This window comes from Aquibium sp. A9E412, from assembly GCF_030398335.1.
In the GTDB taxonomy this organism is placed as follows: Bacteria; Pseudomonadota; Alphaproteobacteria; order Rhizobiales; family Rhizobiaceae; genus A9E412.
Window position 1 is genome coordinate 47,378 of record NZ_JAOAOP010000002.1, and the last position, 17,775, is coordinate 65,152.

Below are 17,775 nucleotides of genomic sequence, written 5' to 3' on the forward strand. Positions count from 1 at the left end.
TGCGCGGGGAACCCGCCGTGCCGCTGTCCGCGCGTCACACCGCGACGCGATCTAGTGGCCCTGCCGGTAGACCTCGCGCGTCGCCTCGCGTTGCGCCTCCGCCTCGCGCCGGCTCAGCCGGCGGCGGCGGAAAAGCGCATAGGCAAAGGCGACCCCGAGGATCACCGGGCCGCCGGCGACGGCGAGAAACCATAGCCATTGATCCATGACATCGTCCTTCCGTGGTCCTGCCACGGCAACGGCCGACACGCGCTGCCGTTCCGCGGCAGGCACCGGCGTGCCGCCGCGCCAGGAATGCGGCCGGGTGCAGGAACAAGACCCACGCGCAGGCGTTGCACCTGATCCGGCCCATCGACGCGGCGGCCCCGGAGCGAGGCACGCCGGTGCACCGGCCGGTCCCAGACACAACGTCGCGGAGAACAACCATGAGCTGGACGACAGGCAACGGCACGCAACACCGGGCCGGCGGCTTCGCACGCTGGTACGCCCGGCTGATCGGAGCCCTTCTCGTCGTGATCGGCGTGCTGCTCGGCGCGGGCGGCGTGTGGCTGATCACGCTCGGCGGCTCCTGGTACTATCTGGTCGCCGGACTCGGCCTGATCGCGGCCGGCGCGCTGCTCGCCGGTCGCTCGATGCTCGGCCTATGGATCTATCTCGCCGTCTACGCCTTCACGCTCGTGTGGGCCTTCTGGGAGGTCGGCACCGACTGGTGGGCGCAGGTGCCGCGCCTGGTGGCGCCGAGCGTCCTGCTGCTGCTGGTGCTGGCCGCCATTCCGGCGCTCGGCGGCGGCCGCGCGTCCCGCTCCGGCGGCCGGCTGGCCGCCGGCGGTGCGGCGGCGCTGCTGGTCGCCGCCGGCGCGGCCTACGGGGTGACGGCGCTGCCGCGTGCCGTGGCGCAGGAGGAAACCCCGCCGCAGCAGGAAGAGCCGCAGACGCAGGCGCCCGTCGAGACCGCACCGCAGGACCAGGCGCCGGAGGCGCGCGACCCGGACGCGGCCGGGCCGGACGACGAGACGGCCGGCGAGGCCCGCGCGCCTGCCGGGCCGACCGACCGGGCGCAGGAGGGCGCGCCGGACGAGCCGGCCGGCCGGACACAGGCGATGACGCAGACGCGCCCGCAGGTCGGCGCGGACTGGCCGGCCTATGGCGGCACCAACATGGCGCAGCGCTACTCGCCGCTCGACCAGATCAACCGCGACAACGTCGCGCAGATCGAGCGCGTGTGGACCTACCGCACCGGCGACATGCCGAGCGAGGAGGCGAACGGCAAGTACGCGCCGGAGACGACGCCGCTCAAGGTCGGCAACACGCTCTATCTGTGCTCGGCGATGAACACGCTGATCGCGGTGCACGCGGCGACCGGCAAGGAACGCTGGCGCTACGATCCCGGCGTCGACGAGGACGCCATCCCCTACAGTGCGAGCTGCCGCGGCGTCGCCTATTTCGAGAACCCGGAGGCCGAGCCCGACGCGCCCTGCGCGGCGCGGGTGGTCGAGACGACGCTCGACGCGCGCATCGTCGCCGTCGACGCTGAGACCGGCCAGCCCTGCCCCGATTTCGGCTTCAACGGCGAAGTCAACCTGCGCGAGGGCATCGGCGAGACCGTGCCGGGCTGGTATTCGGTGACCGCCGCGCCAACCATCGTCAACGGCGTCGTGGTGGTCGGCGCGCAGGTGCTCGACGGCCAGGCCGAGGACGCGCCGTCAGGCGTGGTGCGCGGCTACGACGTGGTGACGGGCGAACTGCGCTGGGCCTGGGACATGTGCAAGCCCGACCTGACCGGCGCGCCGCCGGAAGGCGAGGTCTACACGCGCGGCACGCCCAACATGTGGACCAGCGTCGCCGCCGATGCCGAGCTCGGCATGGTCTACCTGCCGATGGGCAACTCGGCCGTCGACTACTATGGCGGCAACCGCGCGCCGTGCGAGAACGAGTACAGCACCGCGCTGGTGGCGCTCGACGCGGCGAGCGGCGCGGTCGAATGGTCGTTCCAGACCGTGCATTACGACGTGTGGGACTACGACCTCGGCTCGCAGCCGAGCCTGGTCGACTTTCCCGCCGAGGACGGCTCGGTGCCGGCGCTGATCCTGGCCAGCAAGCAGGGCGACATCTACGTGCTCGACCGGCGCACCGGCGAGCCGCTGTTCCCGGTCGAGGAGCGGCCGGTGCCGGGCGGCGGCGTGGAGCCGGAGAACCTGTCGGACACGCAGCCCTTCTCCGCCTACCACACGCTGGCCAAGGACCCGCTCGAGCCGCGCGACATGTGGGGCATGTCGCCGCTCGACCAGCTGTGGTGCCGCATCCAGTATCACCGCGCGTCCTATGACGGCATCTTTACGCCGCCGACGGTCGACCGGCATTTCGTCCAGTATCCGGGCTACAACGGCGGCAACGACTGGGGCAGCCTCGCCGTCGACACCGAACGCGGCGTGCTGGTCGCCAACTACAACGACATGCCCAACCACAACCGGCTGCTGACGCGCGAGGAGGCCGAGGAGCGCAACCTGACGCCGATCTACATCCCGCGCGGCGAGCACGACAACCCGCAGGCCGGCGCGCCCTACGCGATCACGGTCAATGCCGGCTGGCGGCTGTTCACCGGGCTGATGTGCAAGCAGCCGCCCTATGGCGGCATCCGCGCCATCGACCTGGCGACGGGCGAGACGCTGTGGGACCAGCCGCTCGGCGAGGCGCGCCGCAACGGGCCGTTCGGCATCCCCTCGATGCTGCCGATCCGCATCGGCACGCCGAACAATGGCGGTCCGCTGGTCACCGCCGGCGGTCTCATCTTCATCGCGGCGGCGACGGACAACCTGATCCGCGCCATCGACATCGAGACCGGCGAGGTGCTGTGGCAGGACGCGCTGCCGGCCGGCGGCCAGGCGACGCCGATCACCTACGAGATGCAGGGCGAGCAGTATCTGGTGTTCATGGCCGGCGGGCACCACTTCATGGAAACGCCGATCGGCGACTACGTGCTCGGCTGGAAGCTGCCCTCGCCCGACGAGTGACGGCGCGCGGCGGCCGGCTCCGCCAGGTCCCGGCCGCCGGCCCGCCGCGCCGTGCAGCAAGCGATCCGCCCGACGGCACGGACCCTCAGAGCCGATCCGCTTTTCGCGCAATCGCAGATCGGCTCCACGCTGTTGTCCTGACGCGTCTGCGAACGGCGAACCGCTTTCCGCTTCGCCTGGAGACGCCACAGGTCGAGATTCAGTTTGCCATTCGGTGAACCAACGTCTATGGTTCACCGTATGGCAAACCATAGCGCCTCCCTCGACACTGCGTTCCACGCCCTGGCGGACCCCACCAGAAGGGCCGTCGTCCATCGTCTGGTTCGCGGCGCCGCACCGGTCAAGGAGCTCGCGGCGCCCTTCGAGATGGGGCTGCCGGCGTTCCTGAAACATCTGCGCGTGCTCGAAGAGAGCGGCCTGATCGCCACCGAAAAGCGCGGGCGGGTGCGCACCTGCCGATTGCAGCCCGGCCGCCTGACGGAGACCGAGAGGTGGCTTTCGAGACAGCGCGCGCTCTGGGACGCGAGCGCCGAACGGCTTGCCGCCTATGTCGAAACCCAGATGGAAGAGGACGAGACCGAATGATGCCGCAGGACCAGCAGCTTTCCGTAACGCGCTTCATCAAGGCGCCTCCGCGCAAGGTCTGGATGGCGTGGAGCAGGCCGGAGCATCTTGCGCGATGGTGGATCCCCGATCCGATCGAATGCCGCGTCGTGAAGCTGGATCTGCGGCCCGGAGGCGGCTTCGAAACCCTGATGCGTGAGGGAGACGGCGACTTCCAGCCGCATGTGGAGGCGTGCTTCCTGGACGTCGTGCCGGAGCGCCGTCTGGTGTGGACGACAGCGCTCGCCGAGGGATGGCGGCCCATCGAGCCGTGGCTCACCCTGACCGCGACGATCACGTTCGCCGCCGAGGCGGACGGCACGCGGTACGCGGCCCATGTGATGCACAAGAATGCCGCCGACAGCCGCAAGCACGAAGAGATGGGATTTCACGAGGGCTGGGGCACGACGATCGATCAGCTGGCGGCCTATGCGACGCAGCTCGCGTGACCGCGGCTCAAGCCGCTTGGACGACGACGCCCGTCGCGATGCAGCCGCCGGACGCATGGCGCATCGCCCCGCTCCGCCGGCAGCGCCGACGCCTCGAGCGTTTCCGGGCGAATGGAACCGGTTCGCCGTCCGCAAACGCTTCAAGTCAACAAATCGCAGCCGATCCGCGCGTGCGTGAAACGCAGATCGGCGCTAGCGGCCGTAGATGCGGTCGACCAGCCGTGCGCCGGCGACGAAGTCCTCCGCCGCCGGGTCGAAACGCTCCCCGGCGGCGAGCCGGGCGGCCCAGTCGCAGGCCGCACGCGGCCCCCAGGCATCCGGCGGGGCGCACAGCACCTCGGTCTCGGTGCCGCGGTGCAGCGCGGCGGTGAAGTCGTAGAACGAGCCGTCGACGTTGCGGAACGCGGCGCCGCCCTCGGTGCCGCAGAGCTCGGCGCCGATCACCGCGCCGCGTCCGGCATGCAGGTGCCAGGAGCAGGCGAGCCGCACCGTCGCCCCGCCCTCCAGCGTCAGCGTGGCGAAGGCGGCATCCTCGACCGTGTCGGTTGCCGGGGCGAGCAGCCGGCCCGCCCGGTAGAGCCGGCTTTCCACCGCCTCGACCCGGCGGCCGGGAAACAGCCACAGCGCCAGGTCGGCGAGATGCACGCCGAGATCGATGACACAGCCGCCGCCCGACAGCGCCTTGTCGAAATACCACGGCTTGTCCGGTCCGTAGGCGTTGTGGAACACCAGATCGGCGGCGAAGACCTCGCCCAGCGCGCCGCCCAGCACCGCCTCGCGCAGCCGCGCCAGGCCCTCGGTGCGGCGATAGGACAGGTCGACGCCGAGCAGCCGGTCGGCGCGCCGCGCCGCGGCGACCACGCGACCGGCCTCCGCCGCGGTGCGGCCGAGCGGCTTCTGACAGAACACCGCCACGCCGCGCTCGAGCGCGGCGATCGCCTGCTCGGCGTGCAGCGCGCTGGGCGTGGCGACGACGATGCCGTCCGGCGCCTGGTCGAGCACCGCGTCGAGCCCGTCCGCGCACACCGCATCGGGCGCCAGCGCCCCGGCGCGCTCGCGCATCTCGCGCGAGGGATCGCACAGCGCCACGACGTCGGCCTGGCCGGCGTCGACGATGCCCCTCATGCGGTCGAGCCCGATCCAGCCGACACCGAGGAAGCCGATGCGCGGCCGGCGCCGCGTGGCCGCGGCGACCGGCTCGGCGATGCGGGCGCGCGCCGTCATGGCCGCACCCACGCCTTGAGGAAGCCTGCGGGCCGGTCACGCGTGGCGTCGAGCGCCTCGCCGAGCGCGGCCAGCGGATAGGTGTGGGTCAGCAGCGGCCGCGGATCGAGCCGGCCCGCCGCCACCGCGTCCACCGCCTGGCGCATGCCGCGCATGTAGACGGCGGGGTCGCGCTCGTGCGCGTTGACCACGTCGAGGCCGCGCCAGTTCCAGAGCTGCATGTTGACCTGGCGCGGGCCGTCCTGGTGGTAGCCGGCGACGACCAGCCGGCCGCGCTCGGCGGTCAGCTCGCCGGCCAGGTCGAGCGGCCACTGCATGCCGACGGCCTCGATGACCCGCTCGCAGAAGCGGCCGCCGGTCGCCTGGCGGACGACCTCGATGATGCGCCAGTGATCGTCCAGCACGATGCTCTCGTCGGCCCCCATGCGGCGCGCCACCTTAAGCGAGAACGGCCGGCGCGAGATCGCCAGCACGCGCGCGCCGGCGTCGGCGGCGAGCCGCGTCAGCAGCGCGCCAAGAAAGCCGATGCCGATGATCGCGACGGTCTGGCCCGGCGCGATGGCGCTGCGGCGGAAGATGTTCATCGCGCAGCCGAGCGGCTCGCCGGGAAACGGCATGCCGTCGAGCGCGGCGGGAAGCGGCACCAGCCGGTCCGCCTCGGCCAGGTCGCATTCGGCATAGGCGTGGTAGGAGAGCGCCGCCACCCGGTCGCCCGGCCGCACGGCGTCGACGCCGGCGCCGACCGCCTCGACGGTGCCCCAGCCCTCGTGGCCGAGGCCGCCGGGCTCGGTCGGAAACGTCATCCAGTCCGGCCCGGCCCAGGGGCCGAGATTGGAGGCGCACACGCCGCAGCCCTCGAGCCGCAGGCGCACCTGGCCGGGCCCCGGCTCGGGTCGCCGCACCGTCTCGACGGCGAGGCGGCCGGGCCCGGTGAGAACCGCCGCGCGCATCGTCGCCGCGCGCGCCTCGCCGCGCGCCGGCTCGCTGGTCACCTGTGCCATGCCGCCGCCCGCTCAGTCGCGCTCGACGAACTTGTTGAAGCGGCTCGTCTGACCGCCCGACACCTCCTCCTGGTAGAGGAAGGCGAGCCGGTTCTCCTCGAAGATGCGGAAGAACTCGTCCCACGAGATCGCCTCCAGCCGCTCCTCCGGCTCGCCGAAGTCGATGCGCAGGATTCCGCCGGGGCTGGTCGATTCGACGCGTGCCGGGCGGCCGCCGCGCTGCTCCGCCCAGCGGCGGATCTCGTCGTGGTTGGTGGTGGTGCTGGAGCTCGTCATGGCGGCCTCCTGTTGCTGGTGGTCGGTGGCGCCGGTCGGCCTCAGGCCGGCGAGGCGGCGATGCGCTCGTAGTCGCGGGCGCCGCCCGGGCGGGTGCCCGCGGCGCGCGCGTCGCGCCGGGCCGGCCGGCCGATGCCGACGAGATCGAGCCGGTGGCGGCGCGCTTCGGCGGGATCGACGAGGTTGCGGCAGTCGACGATCGTGCGGCCGCGCGCGGCGCTAGCGAGCCGGCCGAGATCGAGCGCGCGGTAGTCGTCCCATTCGGTGAGGATGACCACCGCGTCCGCACCCTCGCAGGCACGGTACGGGCAGTCGTGCAGGGCGACGCCGGGCAGGTGCGGCCGGGCCGTCTCGATCGCCTGCGGGTCGTGCGCGCTGACCCGGCAGCGGGCCTGCTGCAGCGCCGGGATGACGGTGAGCGCCGCCGATTCGCGCACGTCATCGGTGCGCGCCTTGAAGGCGAGGCCAAGCACGGCGACGTTGCGTCCCGGGCCGGCGCGCTCGAGCTCGCCGAGGATGCGCGCGGCCAGCCGGCGCTTGCGCTCCTCGTTCTTGTCGATCAGCGTCTCGATCATCCACTGCGGCGCGCCGTGGCGGCGGCCGAGCGCGGCGAAGGCGCGCGTGTCCTTGGGAAAGCACGAGCCGCCATAGCCGGGGCCGGGCGCGAGGAAGGCCGCGCCGATGCGCCGGTCGAGACCGACGCCGCGCGCCACGTCGGCGACGTCGCCGCCGGCCGCCTCGCACAGATCGGCGACATGGTTGATGAAGCCGATCTTCAGCGCCAGGAAGGCGTTGGCGGCGTATTTCACCATCTCGGCATTGACGGTGTCGGTGTCGACATACGGCACGCCGCGCTGGCAGAGCGGCCGGTAGATGCGGCGCAGGCAGCGGGCGGAGCGGCGGTCGTCGGCACCGGCGACGATGCGGTCGGCCTCCAGGAAGTCGCCGACGGCCGAGCCCTCGCGCAGGAATTCCGGATTGGCGGCGACCGGCACGCGCTCGTCGCCGCGCGCCTCGGCGACCAGCCGGCGCAGCCGGCGGGCGGTGCCGGCGACCACCGTCGACTTGACCACGATCACCGCGTCGGGCCGCACGTTCGGCGCCACCTGGCGCGCCGCGCGCTCGATCGGCGTCAGGTCGATGTCGCCGTCGGGACCCGACGGCGTGCCGACGGCGAGGAAGACCGCGTCGGCATCGCCGACGCCGGCCGCCACGTCGTCGCCATAGGCAAGCCGCCCGGCCTCGCGGTTGACCCGCGACAGGGCCTCCAGGCCGGGCTCGTAGATCGGCATCTCGCCGGCCTTCAGCCGGGCGATCCGCCGCGCATCGATGTCGAGGCAGGTCACGGTGTGGCCGATCTCGGCCAGGCAGGCTCCGGTCGTCAGCCCGACATACCCGGCTCCGACAATGGCAATCTTCATGGCGTTCGCTCCGTCCCTCTAGAGCCGGGTTCGGGGCCGCCCCTCCTGCGGCAGTTCGTGTCGCCCAACGCATCCCGTGGCGAGACGGTTCCTGCGGATGCTTCAGCAACGCGAACCGGTGCGAGCAACGCGAACCGGCGCGGCGCGACGCGCTGTGCGCGCGCGGACGCGGGTCGACGTGTGCAGGCCGTGCACCTGCTGCGGGCCGTGCCGGCCGCCGGTGGAACCGGCCACGGTCTCGCGCATTGGGGCGAAGGATCATCCCGCTCCGACGACGACGAACCACCGATGGTGACGATGTGAGAAAGATACTGGTCACAGGAGGCTGCGGCTTCATCGGCCGCGCGGTCTGCGACGAGCTGCTTGCCGCCGGCCATGCGGTGCGCGCCTTCGATGCGCTGATCGACCAGGTGCACGGCGACGGCGCGCCGCGCATGCCCGACGCGGTGGAGACCGTGCGCGGCGACATCCGCGACATGGACGCCGTGCGCGCCGCCCTCGAGGGCGTCGACGGCGTCGTCCACCTCGCCGCCGAGGTCGGCGTCGGCCAGTCGATGTACGAGATCGCCCGCTATGTCAGCGGCAACGACCTGGGCACCGCGGTGCTGCTCGAGGCGATGATCGAGCGGCGCGTGCGGCGCATCGTCGTCGCCTCCTCGATGAGCGTCTACGGCGAGGGACTCTACGAGACGGCCGACGGCGAGCGCCGCGGCGCCGTGCGCCGGCGTCCCGAGGCGGTGGCGCGCGGCGCCTGGGACCCGCTCGACGCGGCGGGGCGGCCGCTCGTGCCGGTCGCCACCGACGAGGAGAAGCCGGTCGAGCTCGCCTCGATCTACGCGCTCAACAAGTTCATGCAGGAGCGGGCGACGCTGCTGTTCGGCGAGGCCTACGGCGTGGAGGCGGTGGCGCTCAGGCTGTTCAACGTGTTCGGCCCCGGCCAGGCGCTCTCCAACCCCTATACCGGCGTGCTCGCCAACTTCGCCGCGCGGCTGGCCAACGGCAAGCCGCCGATGATCTTCGAGGACGGCGAGCAGCGCCGCGACTTCGTGCATGTGCGCGACGTGGCGCGCGCCTTCCGGCTGGCGCTCGACAAGCCGCGCGCCCCCGGCCACGTCATCAACATCGGCAGCGGCGACGCCTACACCATCACGGCCGTCGCCCGGCTTCTCGCCGAGGCGATGGGCGTGCCGGACACCGAGCCGGAGATCCTCGGCAAGGCGCGCGCCGGCGACATCCGCCACTGCTTCGCCGACATCGGCAAGGCGCGCGAGCTGCTTGGCTTCGAGCCGGAGCGGCGGCTGGAGACCGCGCTCGGCGAGCTCGCCGAATGGGTGCTGTCGACCTCGGCGACCGATCGCGGCGCGGAGATGCGCCGCCAGCTCGAGGAGCGGGGCCTGGTGTCATGACGGCGCGCGAGGACCCGCAACAGGCGACGCACGTGCCCTACGGCTTCGTCGAGTGGTTCCGCCCCGGCGAGTACGAGCGCACCGAGGAGCTCCTGCCCGACCTGATCGCCTCGGGCGCACGCTACGTGCGCACCCACCTGTCGTGGGCGGAGTATCTCGCGCCCGGCGGCGAGGCCTGGTACGACTGGCTGATCCCCAAGCTCGGGCCGCAGATCGACCTGCTGCCCTGCGTGCACTACACGCCGCCGTCGCTCGCCCGCAACGGCCGCACCACCGGCGCGCCGCGCCGGCTCAAGGACTACGCCGACTTCGTCGACCACGTGCTGACGCGCTACGGCCGGCATTTCCGCAGCATCGAGCTGTGGAACGAGCCCAACAACCTGCTCGACTGGGACTGGCGCGAAGACACCGACTACCGGCTGTTCTGCGAGATGATCGGCGGCGCGGCGCACTGGGCGCGCCGGCGCGGCTGGCAGCCGGTGCTCGGCGGCCCCTGCCCGTTCGATGCCCACTGGCTCAACCTGATGGGCGAGCGCGGCGTGCTCGACGAGATCGCCGCCGTCGGCCTGCACGGCTTTCCCGGCACCTGGGACAGCGAGGCGGGAAGCTGGCAGGGCTGGCAGCGCTACGTCGAGGAGACGCGCGCAATCCTGGCGCGCCACAACGGCGACGCCGAGATCTGGATCACCGAGACCGGCTACTCGACCTGGCGCAACGACGAGATCGAGCAGGCCCGCCGCTTCCTGGAGGCGCTCGCCGCGCCGGTCGACCGCGTCTACTGGTACAGCTGGCGCGACGTGCCGTCCGACATCGCGGTGCAGGAGGGCCACTGGTTCGATCCGCGCCACTATCACCTCGGCGCCGTCGACAAGGCCAACCGGCCGAAGCTGCTCGCCCGCCTCCTGATGGAGGGCGGCGTGCCGCGGGTGCGCGCGGTGTGCGAGCTCGGCCGCCCGACGCTGGTCAGGAAGGCACGCCCGGTCGCGGTGATCGGCGGCGCCGGCTTCATCGGCGCCAACCTCGCCGACAGCCTGCTGGCCGACGGCCAGGAGGTGCTGGTGCTCGACAATCTGAGCCGGCCGGGCGTCGAGCAGAATCTCGACTGGCTGTGCCGGGCGCATGGCGAGCGCGTGCATTCGGCGCTGATCGACGTGCGCGACCTCGGCGCGCTGCAGGCGCCGCTGGCCGATGCGCGGGCGGTCGTCCATCTCGCCGCGCAGACGGCGGTGACGACCAGCCTCGAAGACCCGGTGGACGATTTCGAGGTCAATGCGCGCGGCACCGTCAACGTGCTCGAGGCGGTGCGCCGCGCCGGCACCGATGCGCCGGTGCTGTTCGCCAGCACCAACAAGGTCTATGGCGGGCTCGACGACCTCGCCATGGTGGCGCTCGACGACCGCTACATCCCCGAGGACGAGGCGGTGCGCGCCGGCGGCATCGGCGAGGATCGGCCGCTCGACTTCTGCACGCCCTACGGCTGCTCGAAGGGCGTGGCCGACCAGTACGTGCTCGACTATGCCCGGCACTACGGCGTGCGCTCGGCGGTGCTGCGCATGAGCTGCGTCTACGGGCCACGGCAGTTCGGCACCGAGGACCAGGGCTGGGTGGCGCATTTCCTGATCCGCGCGCTGTCGGGCGAGCCGATCTCGGTCTATGGCGACGGCCGGCAGGTGCGCGACATCCTGCACGTCAGCGACGCGGTCGGCGCCTACCGCGCGCTGCTCTGCGACATCGACCGGGTGAAGGGCCAGGCCTTCAATCTCGGCGGCGGCCCGCACAACGCCGTCAGCATCCGCATGGTGCTGCGCGAGATCGAGCGGCTGACGGCGCGCAAGGTGCCGGTCGCGCACGGGCCGTGGCGGCAGGGCGACCAGCTCTACTTCGTCGCCGACAACCGCCGGCTGGAGGCCGCCGTCGGCTGGCGGCCGCGCGTGCCGTGGCGCGAGGGGCTGGCCGAGCTGGCCGACTGGCTGCGCGCGCACCGCATCGCCGGCGACGCACGGCGCAGGGCGCTGGCATGACCGCAGCGCCCGCCTTCGACCGGACGATGCCGGACGGCCCGGCGCCGCGGCCCGCCCACGTGCTGATGACGCTCGACGCGGTCGGCGGTGTATGGCGCTACGCGCTCGACCTCGGCCGGGCGCTGCAGGCGGCCGGCACCGCGGTGACCTTCGCCGGCTTCGGGCCGCAGCCCGACGCCAGCAAGGCGGCCGAAGCCGCCGATGCCGGACGGCTGGTGTGGCTGCCGGCGCCGCTCGACTGGACGGCCGAGGGCGAAGCCGCGCTCGAGGCCGTGCCGCAGCTCCTCGGCGAGCTGGTCGCGCGCCACCGCGTCGACCTGGTGCATCTCAACCTGCCGAGCCAGGCGGCCGGCCTGGCGCTCGACGTGCCGGTGCTCGCCGTGTCGCATTCCTGCGTGGCGACGTGGTTCCGCGCCGTGCGCGGCAGCGGCCTGCCGGCGCCGCTCGCCTGGCATCATGCGCGCAACGCCGCCGGCCTGGCCGCGGCCGACACGGTGGTGGCGCCGAGCGCCAGCCATGCCGCCATGCTGGCCAGGACCTATGGGCCCTCGGTCGCCGCACGGGTGGTGCCCAACGCGGTGCGGCCGCTCGCCCCGGCCGCGCGCAAGCAGCCCTTCGTCTTCGCCGCCGGGCGCTGGTGGGACGAGGGCAAGAACGGCGCGACGCTCGACCGGGCGGCGGCCGATGCGCGGTGGCCGGTGCTGGCCGCCGGTCCGACGCACGGTCCGGACGGCCAGACGTTCGGCTTCGCGCACGCCCGCCACCTCGGCGAGATCCCCAACACGGCGGCGCGGCGCCACATGGCGGAGGCCGGCATCGTCGTCTCGCCGTCGATCTACGAGCCGTTCGGCCTGGCGGCGCTGGAGGCGGCGAGCGGCGGCGCGGCGCTGGTGCTGGCCGACAATGCGACCTATCGCGAGCTGTGGGACGGCGCGGCGCTGTTCGCCGCACCGGCCGACGCGGCCGGCTTCGCCGCGGCGATCAACCGGCTCGCCGACGACGACGCGCTGCGCGCCGACCTTGCCGGCCGCGCCCGGGTGCGCGCCGCCGGGTTCACGCAGGAGCGCCAGGTGCGCGCCATGCAGGGCCTCTATGCGGCGGCCATGGCCAGACGCTCCGAGCCCCGGCCGATCGCGGTGTGAGCGCCATGCGTTTCGTCTTCTACACCCACTCGCTGGTCTCCGACTGGAACCATGGCAACGCCCACTTCCTGCGCGGCGTGCTGCGCGAGCTGCTGCGCCGCGGCCACGAGGTGACGGCGCTCGAGCCGGCCGACGGCTGGAGCCGGGCCAACCTGCTCGCCGAGCAGGGCCCGGCCGCGCTCGACCGCTTCCGGCGCCGCTTCCCCGACCTCGCGCCGCGCAGCTACGGCGCGGACTTCGACCACGCCGCCGCGCTCGACGGGGCCGACGTGGTGATCGTGCACGAGTGGACCGACCCGGCGCTGGTCGCCGAGATCGGCCGGATCAGGCGGCAGGCCGGCTTCACGCTGCTGTTTCACGACACCCATCACCGCGCGGTCTCCGCGCAGGGCGAGATCGCGGCGCTGTCGCTCGACGACTATGACGGCGTGCTCGCCTTCGGCGCGGCGCTGCGCCGCCGCTACGAGCGGGCCGGCTGGGGCCGGCGCACCTTCGTGTGGCACGAGGCGGCCGACGACACGGTGTTCGCGCCCGAGCCGCATGCCGAGCCCGAGCGCGACCTGATCTGGATCGGCAACTGGGGCGACGACGAGCGCGCCGCCGAGCTCGAGAGCTTCCTCGTCGAACCGGCCGGCCGGCTCGGCCTCGCCGGCACGGTGCGCGGCGTGCGCTATCCCCGCTCCGCGCTGGCCGCGCTCGAGCGGGCCGGCCTCGCCTATGGCGGCTGGATCGCCAATGCCGACGTGCCGGCCGCCTTCGCCCGCCACCGCTTCACCGTGCACGTGCCGCGCCGGCCCTATGTCGCGGCGCTGCCGGGCATCCCCACCATCCGCGTGTTCGAGGCGCTGGCCTGCGGCATTCCGCTGATCTCGGCGCCGTGGGACGACGCGGAGGGGCTGTTCCGGCCCGGCCGCGACTATCTCGTGGCGCAGGACGGCGAAGCGATGGCGCGCCACATGCGCGACCTTCTCAACGACGCGGCGCTGCGCCGGGCGCTCGCCGACAGCGGGCTGGCCACCATCCGCGCGCGGCACACCTGCCGCCACCGGGTCGACGAGCTTCTCGCCATCCTGGCCGCGCTCGGCACGCGCGAGCCGGCGGCGCCGGTCGCGGTGCGGGAGGCGGCACGATGAAGCTCGCCTTCTACGGCTCCAGCCTGCTGTCGTCCTACTGGAACGGGGCGGCGACCTACTATCGCGGGCTGCTGCGCGCGCTCGCCGCGCGCGGCTTCGACATCACCTTCTACGAGCCCGACGCCTTCGGCCGGCAGCAGCACCGCGACATCGCGCCGCCCGCATGGTGCCGCGTCGTCGTCTACGAGGCGAGCGAGGCGGCGGCGGCGCGCGTGGCGGCCGAGGCCGCGGAGGCCGACATCGTCGTCAAGGCGAGCGGCGTGGGGTTCGCCGACGACCTGCTGCTGGCGTGCGTGCTGCAGGCCTGCCGCGCCGACGCGGTGGCGCTGTTCTGGGACGTCGACGCGCCGGCGACGCTGGCCGAGCTGCAGGCGGCGCCCGAACATCCGCTGCGCCGCGCGCTCGGCCGCATCGACGCGGTGCTGACCTATGGCGGCGGCGAGCCGGTGGTGGCCGCCTATCGCGCGCTCGGCGCGCGCGCCTGCCACCCGATCTACAATGCGCTCGACCCCGAGACGCACCACCCGGTGACGGCCGAGCCGCGCTTTGCCGCCGATCTCGCCTTCCTCGGCAACCGGCTGCCCGACCGCGAGGCGCGCGTCGAGGCCTTCTTCCTCGAACCCGCCGCCGCCCTGCCCGACGCGCGATTCCTGCTCGGCGGCTCGGGCTGGGACGACAAGCCGGTGACGGCCAATGTGCGCTACATCGGCCACGTGCCGACGGCCGACCACAACGCCTTCAACGCGACGCCGAAGGCGGTGCTCAACGTGTCGCGCGACAGCATGGCGGCGAACGGCTTCTCGCCGGCGACCCGCGTCTTCGAGGCGGCCGGCGCCGGCGCCTGCCTGCTCACCGACCACTGGGACGGCATCGAGCTGTTCCTCAAGCCCGACGAGGAGGTGCTGGTGGCGCGCGACGGCCAGGACGTGGCCGCCATCATGGACCAGCTCGCCGAGGAGCACGCGCGCGCCATCGGCCGGCGCGCCCTCGCCCGTGTGCTCGCCGAGCACACCTACGACCACCGGGCGATGGAGGCCGACCGCATCATGCGGGCGCTGCACGCCGCAAAGTCCAGGGACGCTGCCGAATGACCCATGCCCTCACCCTCGTCGTGTTCGGCCTGTCGCTGTCCTCCTCCTGGGGCAACGGCCACGCCACCACCTATCGCAGCCTGCTGCGCGGCGCCGCCGAGGCGGGCCACCGCGTCCTGTTTCTCGAGCGCGACGTGCCGTGGTACGCCGCCCACCGCGACCTGCCGGACCCGGATTTCTGCCGCCTCGCCTACTATGACGGGGTGGAGGACGCGACGGCGCGCTTCGGCGCGGAGATCGCCGAGGCCGACGCGGTGATCGTCGGCTCCTACGTGCCGGACGGCCCGAAGCTGATCGATGCGCTCGCCGCCGCGCGGCCGCGGCTGCTGTGCTTCTACGACATCGACACGCCGGTGACGCTCGCCCGGCTCGAGCGCGGCGACGAGGCCTTCCTCGCGCGCCGGCAGATCCCGCTGTTCGACGTCTACTTCTCGTTCTCCGGCGGCACGGTGCTCGACGAGCTGGAGACGGGCTACGGCGCGCGCCGCGCGGCGGCGCTCTACTGCTCGGTCGACGCCGACGCCTACCGGCCGACCGGCGAGGCGCCGCAATGGGATCTCGGCTATCTCGGCACCTACAGCCCGGACCGGCAGCCGGCGCTGGAGCGGCTGCTGATCGAGCCGGCGCGGCGGCTGCCCGAACGGCGCTTCGTCGTCGCCGGCTCGCAGTATCCCGACGACATCGCCTGGCCGGCCAACGTCGCGCGCATCGAGCATCTGCCGCCCGGCGAGCACGCCTCCTTCTACAGCCGCCAGCGCTTCACGCTCAACGTGACGCGCGCCGACATGATCGCCGCCGGGTGGTCGCCGAGCGTGCGCCTGTTCGAGGCGGCCGCCTGCCGCACGCCGATCATCAGCGACCGCTGGCGCGGCCTCGACGCGCTCCTGCCGGAGGGCGAGGCCGTCCTGATCGCCGACGACACGGCCGACGTGACGGCCGCGCTGACGGCGCTCGACGAGCCGCAGCGCCGGGCCCTGGCCGAGGCCGCGCACGCGCGCGTGATGGCCGGCCACACCGGCCGGGCGCGAGCCGAGGAGATGGCGATCGCGCTCAGGGAATGCCTCGACGACGACAGGCCGGGCCGCCCGCCCGGCGCGCAGGCCGCCGAAGCGGCCGGAAAGGAAACGCAATGGTGACCGCCCCGCCCATTCGCCGTCCCGACGACGGCGCGCCGCGGACCGTGCTCGTGGCCGGCGGCGCCGGCTTCGTCGGCTCGCATCTGTGCGACGCGCTGCTGGCCGCCGGCCATACGGTGATCTGTCTCGACAGCTTCCTGACCGGCAGCGAGACCAACGTGGCGCCGCTCGAGAACCACCCGCGCTTCCGGCTGGTGCGGCACGACATCTGCGAGCCGGTCGCCATCGAGGAGCCGCTCGACGAGATCTACAATCTCGCCTGCGCCGCCTCGCCGCCGCACTACCAGGCCGACCGCGTGCACACCATGCTGACCAGCGTGCAGGGCACGCACAACCTGCTGACGCTCGCCCGCGCGCACGGCGCGCGCTTCCTGCAGGCCTCGACCAGCGAGGTCTACGGCGACCCGGAGGAGCATCCGCAGACCGAGGACTATCGCGGCAACGTCAACTGCACCGGCCCGCGCGCCTGCTACGACGAGGGCAAGCGGGCGGCCGAGACGCTGTGCTTCGACATGCTGCACGGCGCCGGCGTCGACGCGCGGGTGGTGCGCATCTTCAACACCTACGGCCCGCGCATGCGCGCCGACGACGGGCGCATCATCTCCAACCTAGTGGTGCAGGCGCTGCGCAACGCGCCGCTGACGGTCTATGGCAGCGGCGCCCAGACGCGCTCCTTCTGCTACGTCTCGGACCTGGTGGACGGGCTGATGGCGATGATGGCGGTGACGCCCAACCCGCAGGTGCCGGTCAATCTCGGCAATCCCGGCGAGTTCGCCGTGCGCGACCTCGTGGCCATCATCCGCTCGCTGATCCCGACCTCCTCGCCGGTCGAGCACCGGCCGCTGCCGCAGGACGATCCACGGCGGCGCCGGCCCGACATCTCGCGCGCCAAGACGCTGCTCGGCTGGGCGCCCAGGGTGACGCTGGCCGAGGGCCTGCCGCCGACCATCGACTGGTTCGCGCAGCTCGCGCCGCCGGCCGCCGGCCGGCGCGACGCGGTGCCGCGCGAGCGCGCCTCGAACATCGGAGCGACGCCATGAACGAACGCGTGAAGCCCGACCTGGCGGCGCGGATCGCCGCGCTCGGCCCGTGGTTCCACAATCTGAGGATCGGCGGCCTGCAGACCGCGCCCGACCACTTTCTCGGCGACTATCCGGCCTTCAAGTGGGACGGCTTCAAGCACGTGGTGCCGGAGGATCTCGACGGGGCGAGCGTGCTCGATATCGGCTGCAACGCCGGCTTCTACGCCATCGAGATGAAGCGGCGCGGCGCCGGCCGCGTCGTCGGCATCGATTCGGACCCGCGCTATCTGCGCCAGGCGGAGTTCGCCGCCCGCCACGAGGGGCATGCCATCGAGTTCCGCCAGATGTCGGTCTACGAGGTAGCAAAGCTCGGCGAGCGCTTCGATCTGGTGCTGTTCATGGGCGTGCTCTACCATCTGCGCCACCCGCTGCTGGCGCTCGACCTGCTCTACGAGCACGCAGTCGGCGACCGGCTGCTGTTCCAGTGCATGCAGCGCGGCTCCGAGCGCGTCGAGGGGCTGGCGCCCGACCACCCGTTCTCGGAATGGGCGGTGTTCGAGCGCGACGACTTCCCCAAGCTGCATTTCGTCGAGGCGCGCTACGCGGCCGACCCGACCAACTGGTTCATTCCCAACAAGGCGGCCGCGGAGGCGATGCTGCGCAGCGCCGGCTTCGCGATCGAGGCCAATCCCGAGCGCGAGGTCTATCTGTGCCGGCGCGGCCGGCGGCCGGAGGCGGTCGAGCCGCCGCCGCTCTGATTCGGCACTCCCTCAACGTCTCGGGGAGCCGGTTGTCGCGACCGGCCATGCGCGCGCGAAAGAAAGCACGGGCGGGCGGTC

General features: G+C 73.1%; 16 protein-coding genes. 11 read left to right on the plus strand and 5 right to left on the minus strand.

Translation table 11 applies throughout. The annotated features are described in order from the left end of the window. Positions 1-51: 51 nt before the first annotated feature. Complete coding sequence (locus tag N1F89_RS01530; RefSeq protein ID WP_290080807.1) at positions 52-207, minus strand: hypothetical protein; 156 nt, start codon at positions 205-207, stop codon at positions 52-54. 218 nt (positions 208-425) lie between these two features. On the opposite strand from N1F89_RS01530, the gene N1F89_RS01535 reads away from it, so the two are divergent. The 3 genes from N1F89_RS01535 (at position 426) to N1F89_RS01545 (ending at position 4,063) form a co-directional block, all read left to right on the plus strand. Next, a complete protein-coding gene (locus tag N1F89_RS01535) occupies positions 426-3,011 on the plus strand; it encodes a membrane-bound PQQ-dependent dehydrogenase, glucose/quinate/shikimate family (RefSeq protein WP_290080809.1) in 2,586 nt (861 codons plus the stop codon). A 240-nt stretch (positions 3,012-3,251) separates the two neighbouring features. Next, entirely contained in the window at positions 3,252-3,596 is a 345-nt protein-coding gene (locus N1F89_RS01540) for a metalloregulator ArsR/SmtB family transcription factor (protein ID WP_290080812.1), read from the plus strand. Continuing rightward, positions 3,593-4,063, plus strand: coding sequence for an SRPBCC family protein (locus N1F89_RS01545; protein ID WP_290080813.1), 471 nt, complete (start codon positions 3,593-3,595; stop codon positions 4,061-4,063). Before N1F89_RS01540 ends, N1F89_RS01545 begins: the two co-directional genes overlap by 4 nt. Positions 4,064-4,255: 192 nt before the next feature. Here N1F89_RS01545 and N1F89_RS01550 read toward each other — a convergent pair whose 3' ends face one another. Genes N1F89_RS01550 through N1F89_RS01565 form a run of 4 tightly spaced genes read right to left on the minus strand, consistent with a single transcriptional unit; the run spans position 4,256 to position 7,985 of the window. Next, positions 4,256-5,287 (minus strand): Gfo/Idh/MocA family oxidoreductase, encoded by a 1,032-nt coding sequence (locus N1F89_RS01550; RefSeq protein WP_290080816.1) that lies wholly within the window; start codon positions 5,285-5,287, stop codon positions 4,256-4,258. Further along, positions 5,284-6,288, minus strand: coding sequence for a zinc-binding dehydrogenase (locus N1F89_RS01555; protein ID WP_290080817.1), 1,005 nt, complete (start codon positions 6,286-6,288; stop codon positions 5,284-5,286). Before N1F89_RS01555 ends, N1F89_RS01550 begins: the two co-directional genes overlap by 4 nt. A gap of 12 nt (positions 6,289-6,300) precedes the next feature. Next, positions 6,301-6,564 (minus strand): hypothetical protein, encoded by a 264-nt coding sequence (locus tag N1F89_RS01560; RefSeq protein ID WP_290080820.1) that lies wholly within the window; start codon positions 6,562-6,564, stop codon positions 6,301-6,303. A 41-nt stretch (positions 6,565-6,605) separates the two neighbouring features. Continuing rightward, positions 6,606-7,985, minus strand: a complete 1,380-nt coding sequence (locus tag N1F89_RS01565) for a UDP-glucose/GDP-mannose dehydrogenase family protein (RefSeq protein WP_290080822.1) — start codon at positions 7,983-7,985, stop codon at positions 6,606-6,608. Positions 7,986-8,284: 299 nt separating this feature from the next. Here N1F89_RS01565 and N1F89_RS01570 point away from each other — a divergent pair, with 299 nt between their 5' ends. From N1F89_RS01570 to N1F89_RS01605, 8 genes are read left to right on the plus strand one after another with little or no spacing between them, the layout of a single operon-like run. Then, positions 8,285-9,391 carry an NAD-dependent epimerase/dehydratase family protein gene (locus N1F89_RS01570; protein ID WP_290080824.1) on the plus strand — a complete coding sequence of 369 codons (1,107 nt, stop codon included), beginning with the start codon at positions 8,285-8,287 and terminating at the stop codon, positions 9,389-9,391. Then, the gene (locus tag N1F89_RS01575; RefSeq protein ID WP_290080826.1) at positions 9,388-11,412 is read left to right on the plus strand and encodes an NAD-dependent epimerase/dehydratase family protein; all 2,025 of its coding nucleotides are present in this window, start codon (positions 9,388-9,390) and stop codon (positions 11,410-11,412) included. Before N1F89_RS01570 ends, N1F89_RS01575 begins: the two co-directional genes overlap by 4 nt. After that, positions 11,409-12,554, plus strand: coding sequence for a glycosyltransferase family 4 protein (locus tag N1F89_RS01580; protein WP_290080827.1), 1,146 nt, complete (start codon positions 11,409-11,411; stop codon positions 12,552-12,554). Before N1F89_RS01575 ends, N1F89_RS01580 begins: the two co-directional genes overlap by 4 nt. A 5-nt stretch (positions 12,555-12,559) precedes the next feature. After that, positions 12,560-13,687 carry a glycosyltransferase gene (locus tag N1F89_RS01585; RefSeq protein WP_290081054.1) on the plus strand — a complete coding sequence of 376 codons (1,128 nt, stop codon included), beginning with the start codon at positions 12,560-12,562 and terminating at the stop codon, positions 13,685-13,687. Beyond that, positions 13,684-14,778 carry a glycosyltransferase gene (locus N1F89_RS01590; protein WP_290080828.1) on the plus strand — a complete coding sequence of 365 codons (1,095 nt, stop codon included), beginning with the start codon at positions 13,684-13,686 and terminating at the stop codon, positions 14,776-14,778. Before N1F89_RS01585 ends, N1F89_RS01590 begins: the two co-directional genes overlap by 4 nt. Further along, complete coding sequence (locus tag N1F89_RS01595) at positions 14,775-15,914, plus strand: glycosyltransferase (protein ID WP_290080830.1); 1,140 nt, start codon at positions 14,775-14,777, stop codon at positions 15,912-15,914. Before N1F89_RS01590 ends, N1F89_RS01595 begins: the two co-directional genes overlap by 4 nt. Continuing rightward, on the plus strand, positions 15,911-16,954 hold the full coding sequence (locus N1F89_RS01600; RefSeq protein WP_290080833.1) for a UDP-glucuronic acid decarboxylase family protein: 1,044 nt from the start codon (positions 15,911-15,913) through the stop codon (positions 16,952-16,954). The genes N1F89_RS01595 and N1F89_RS01600 overlap by 4 nt, the downstream gene beginning before the upstream one ends. Continuing rightward, complete coding sequence (locus tag N1F89_RS01605; protein WP_290080834.1) at positions 16,951-17,694, plus strand: TIGR04290 family methyltransferase; 744 nt, start codon at positions 16,951-16,953, stop codon at positions 17,692-17,694. Before N1F89_RS01600 ends, N1F89_RS01605 begins: the two co-directional genes overlap by 4 nt. Positions 17,695-17,775 lie beyond the last annotated feature (81 nt).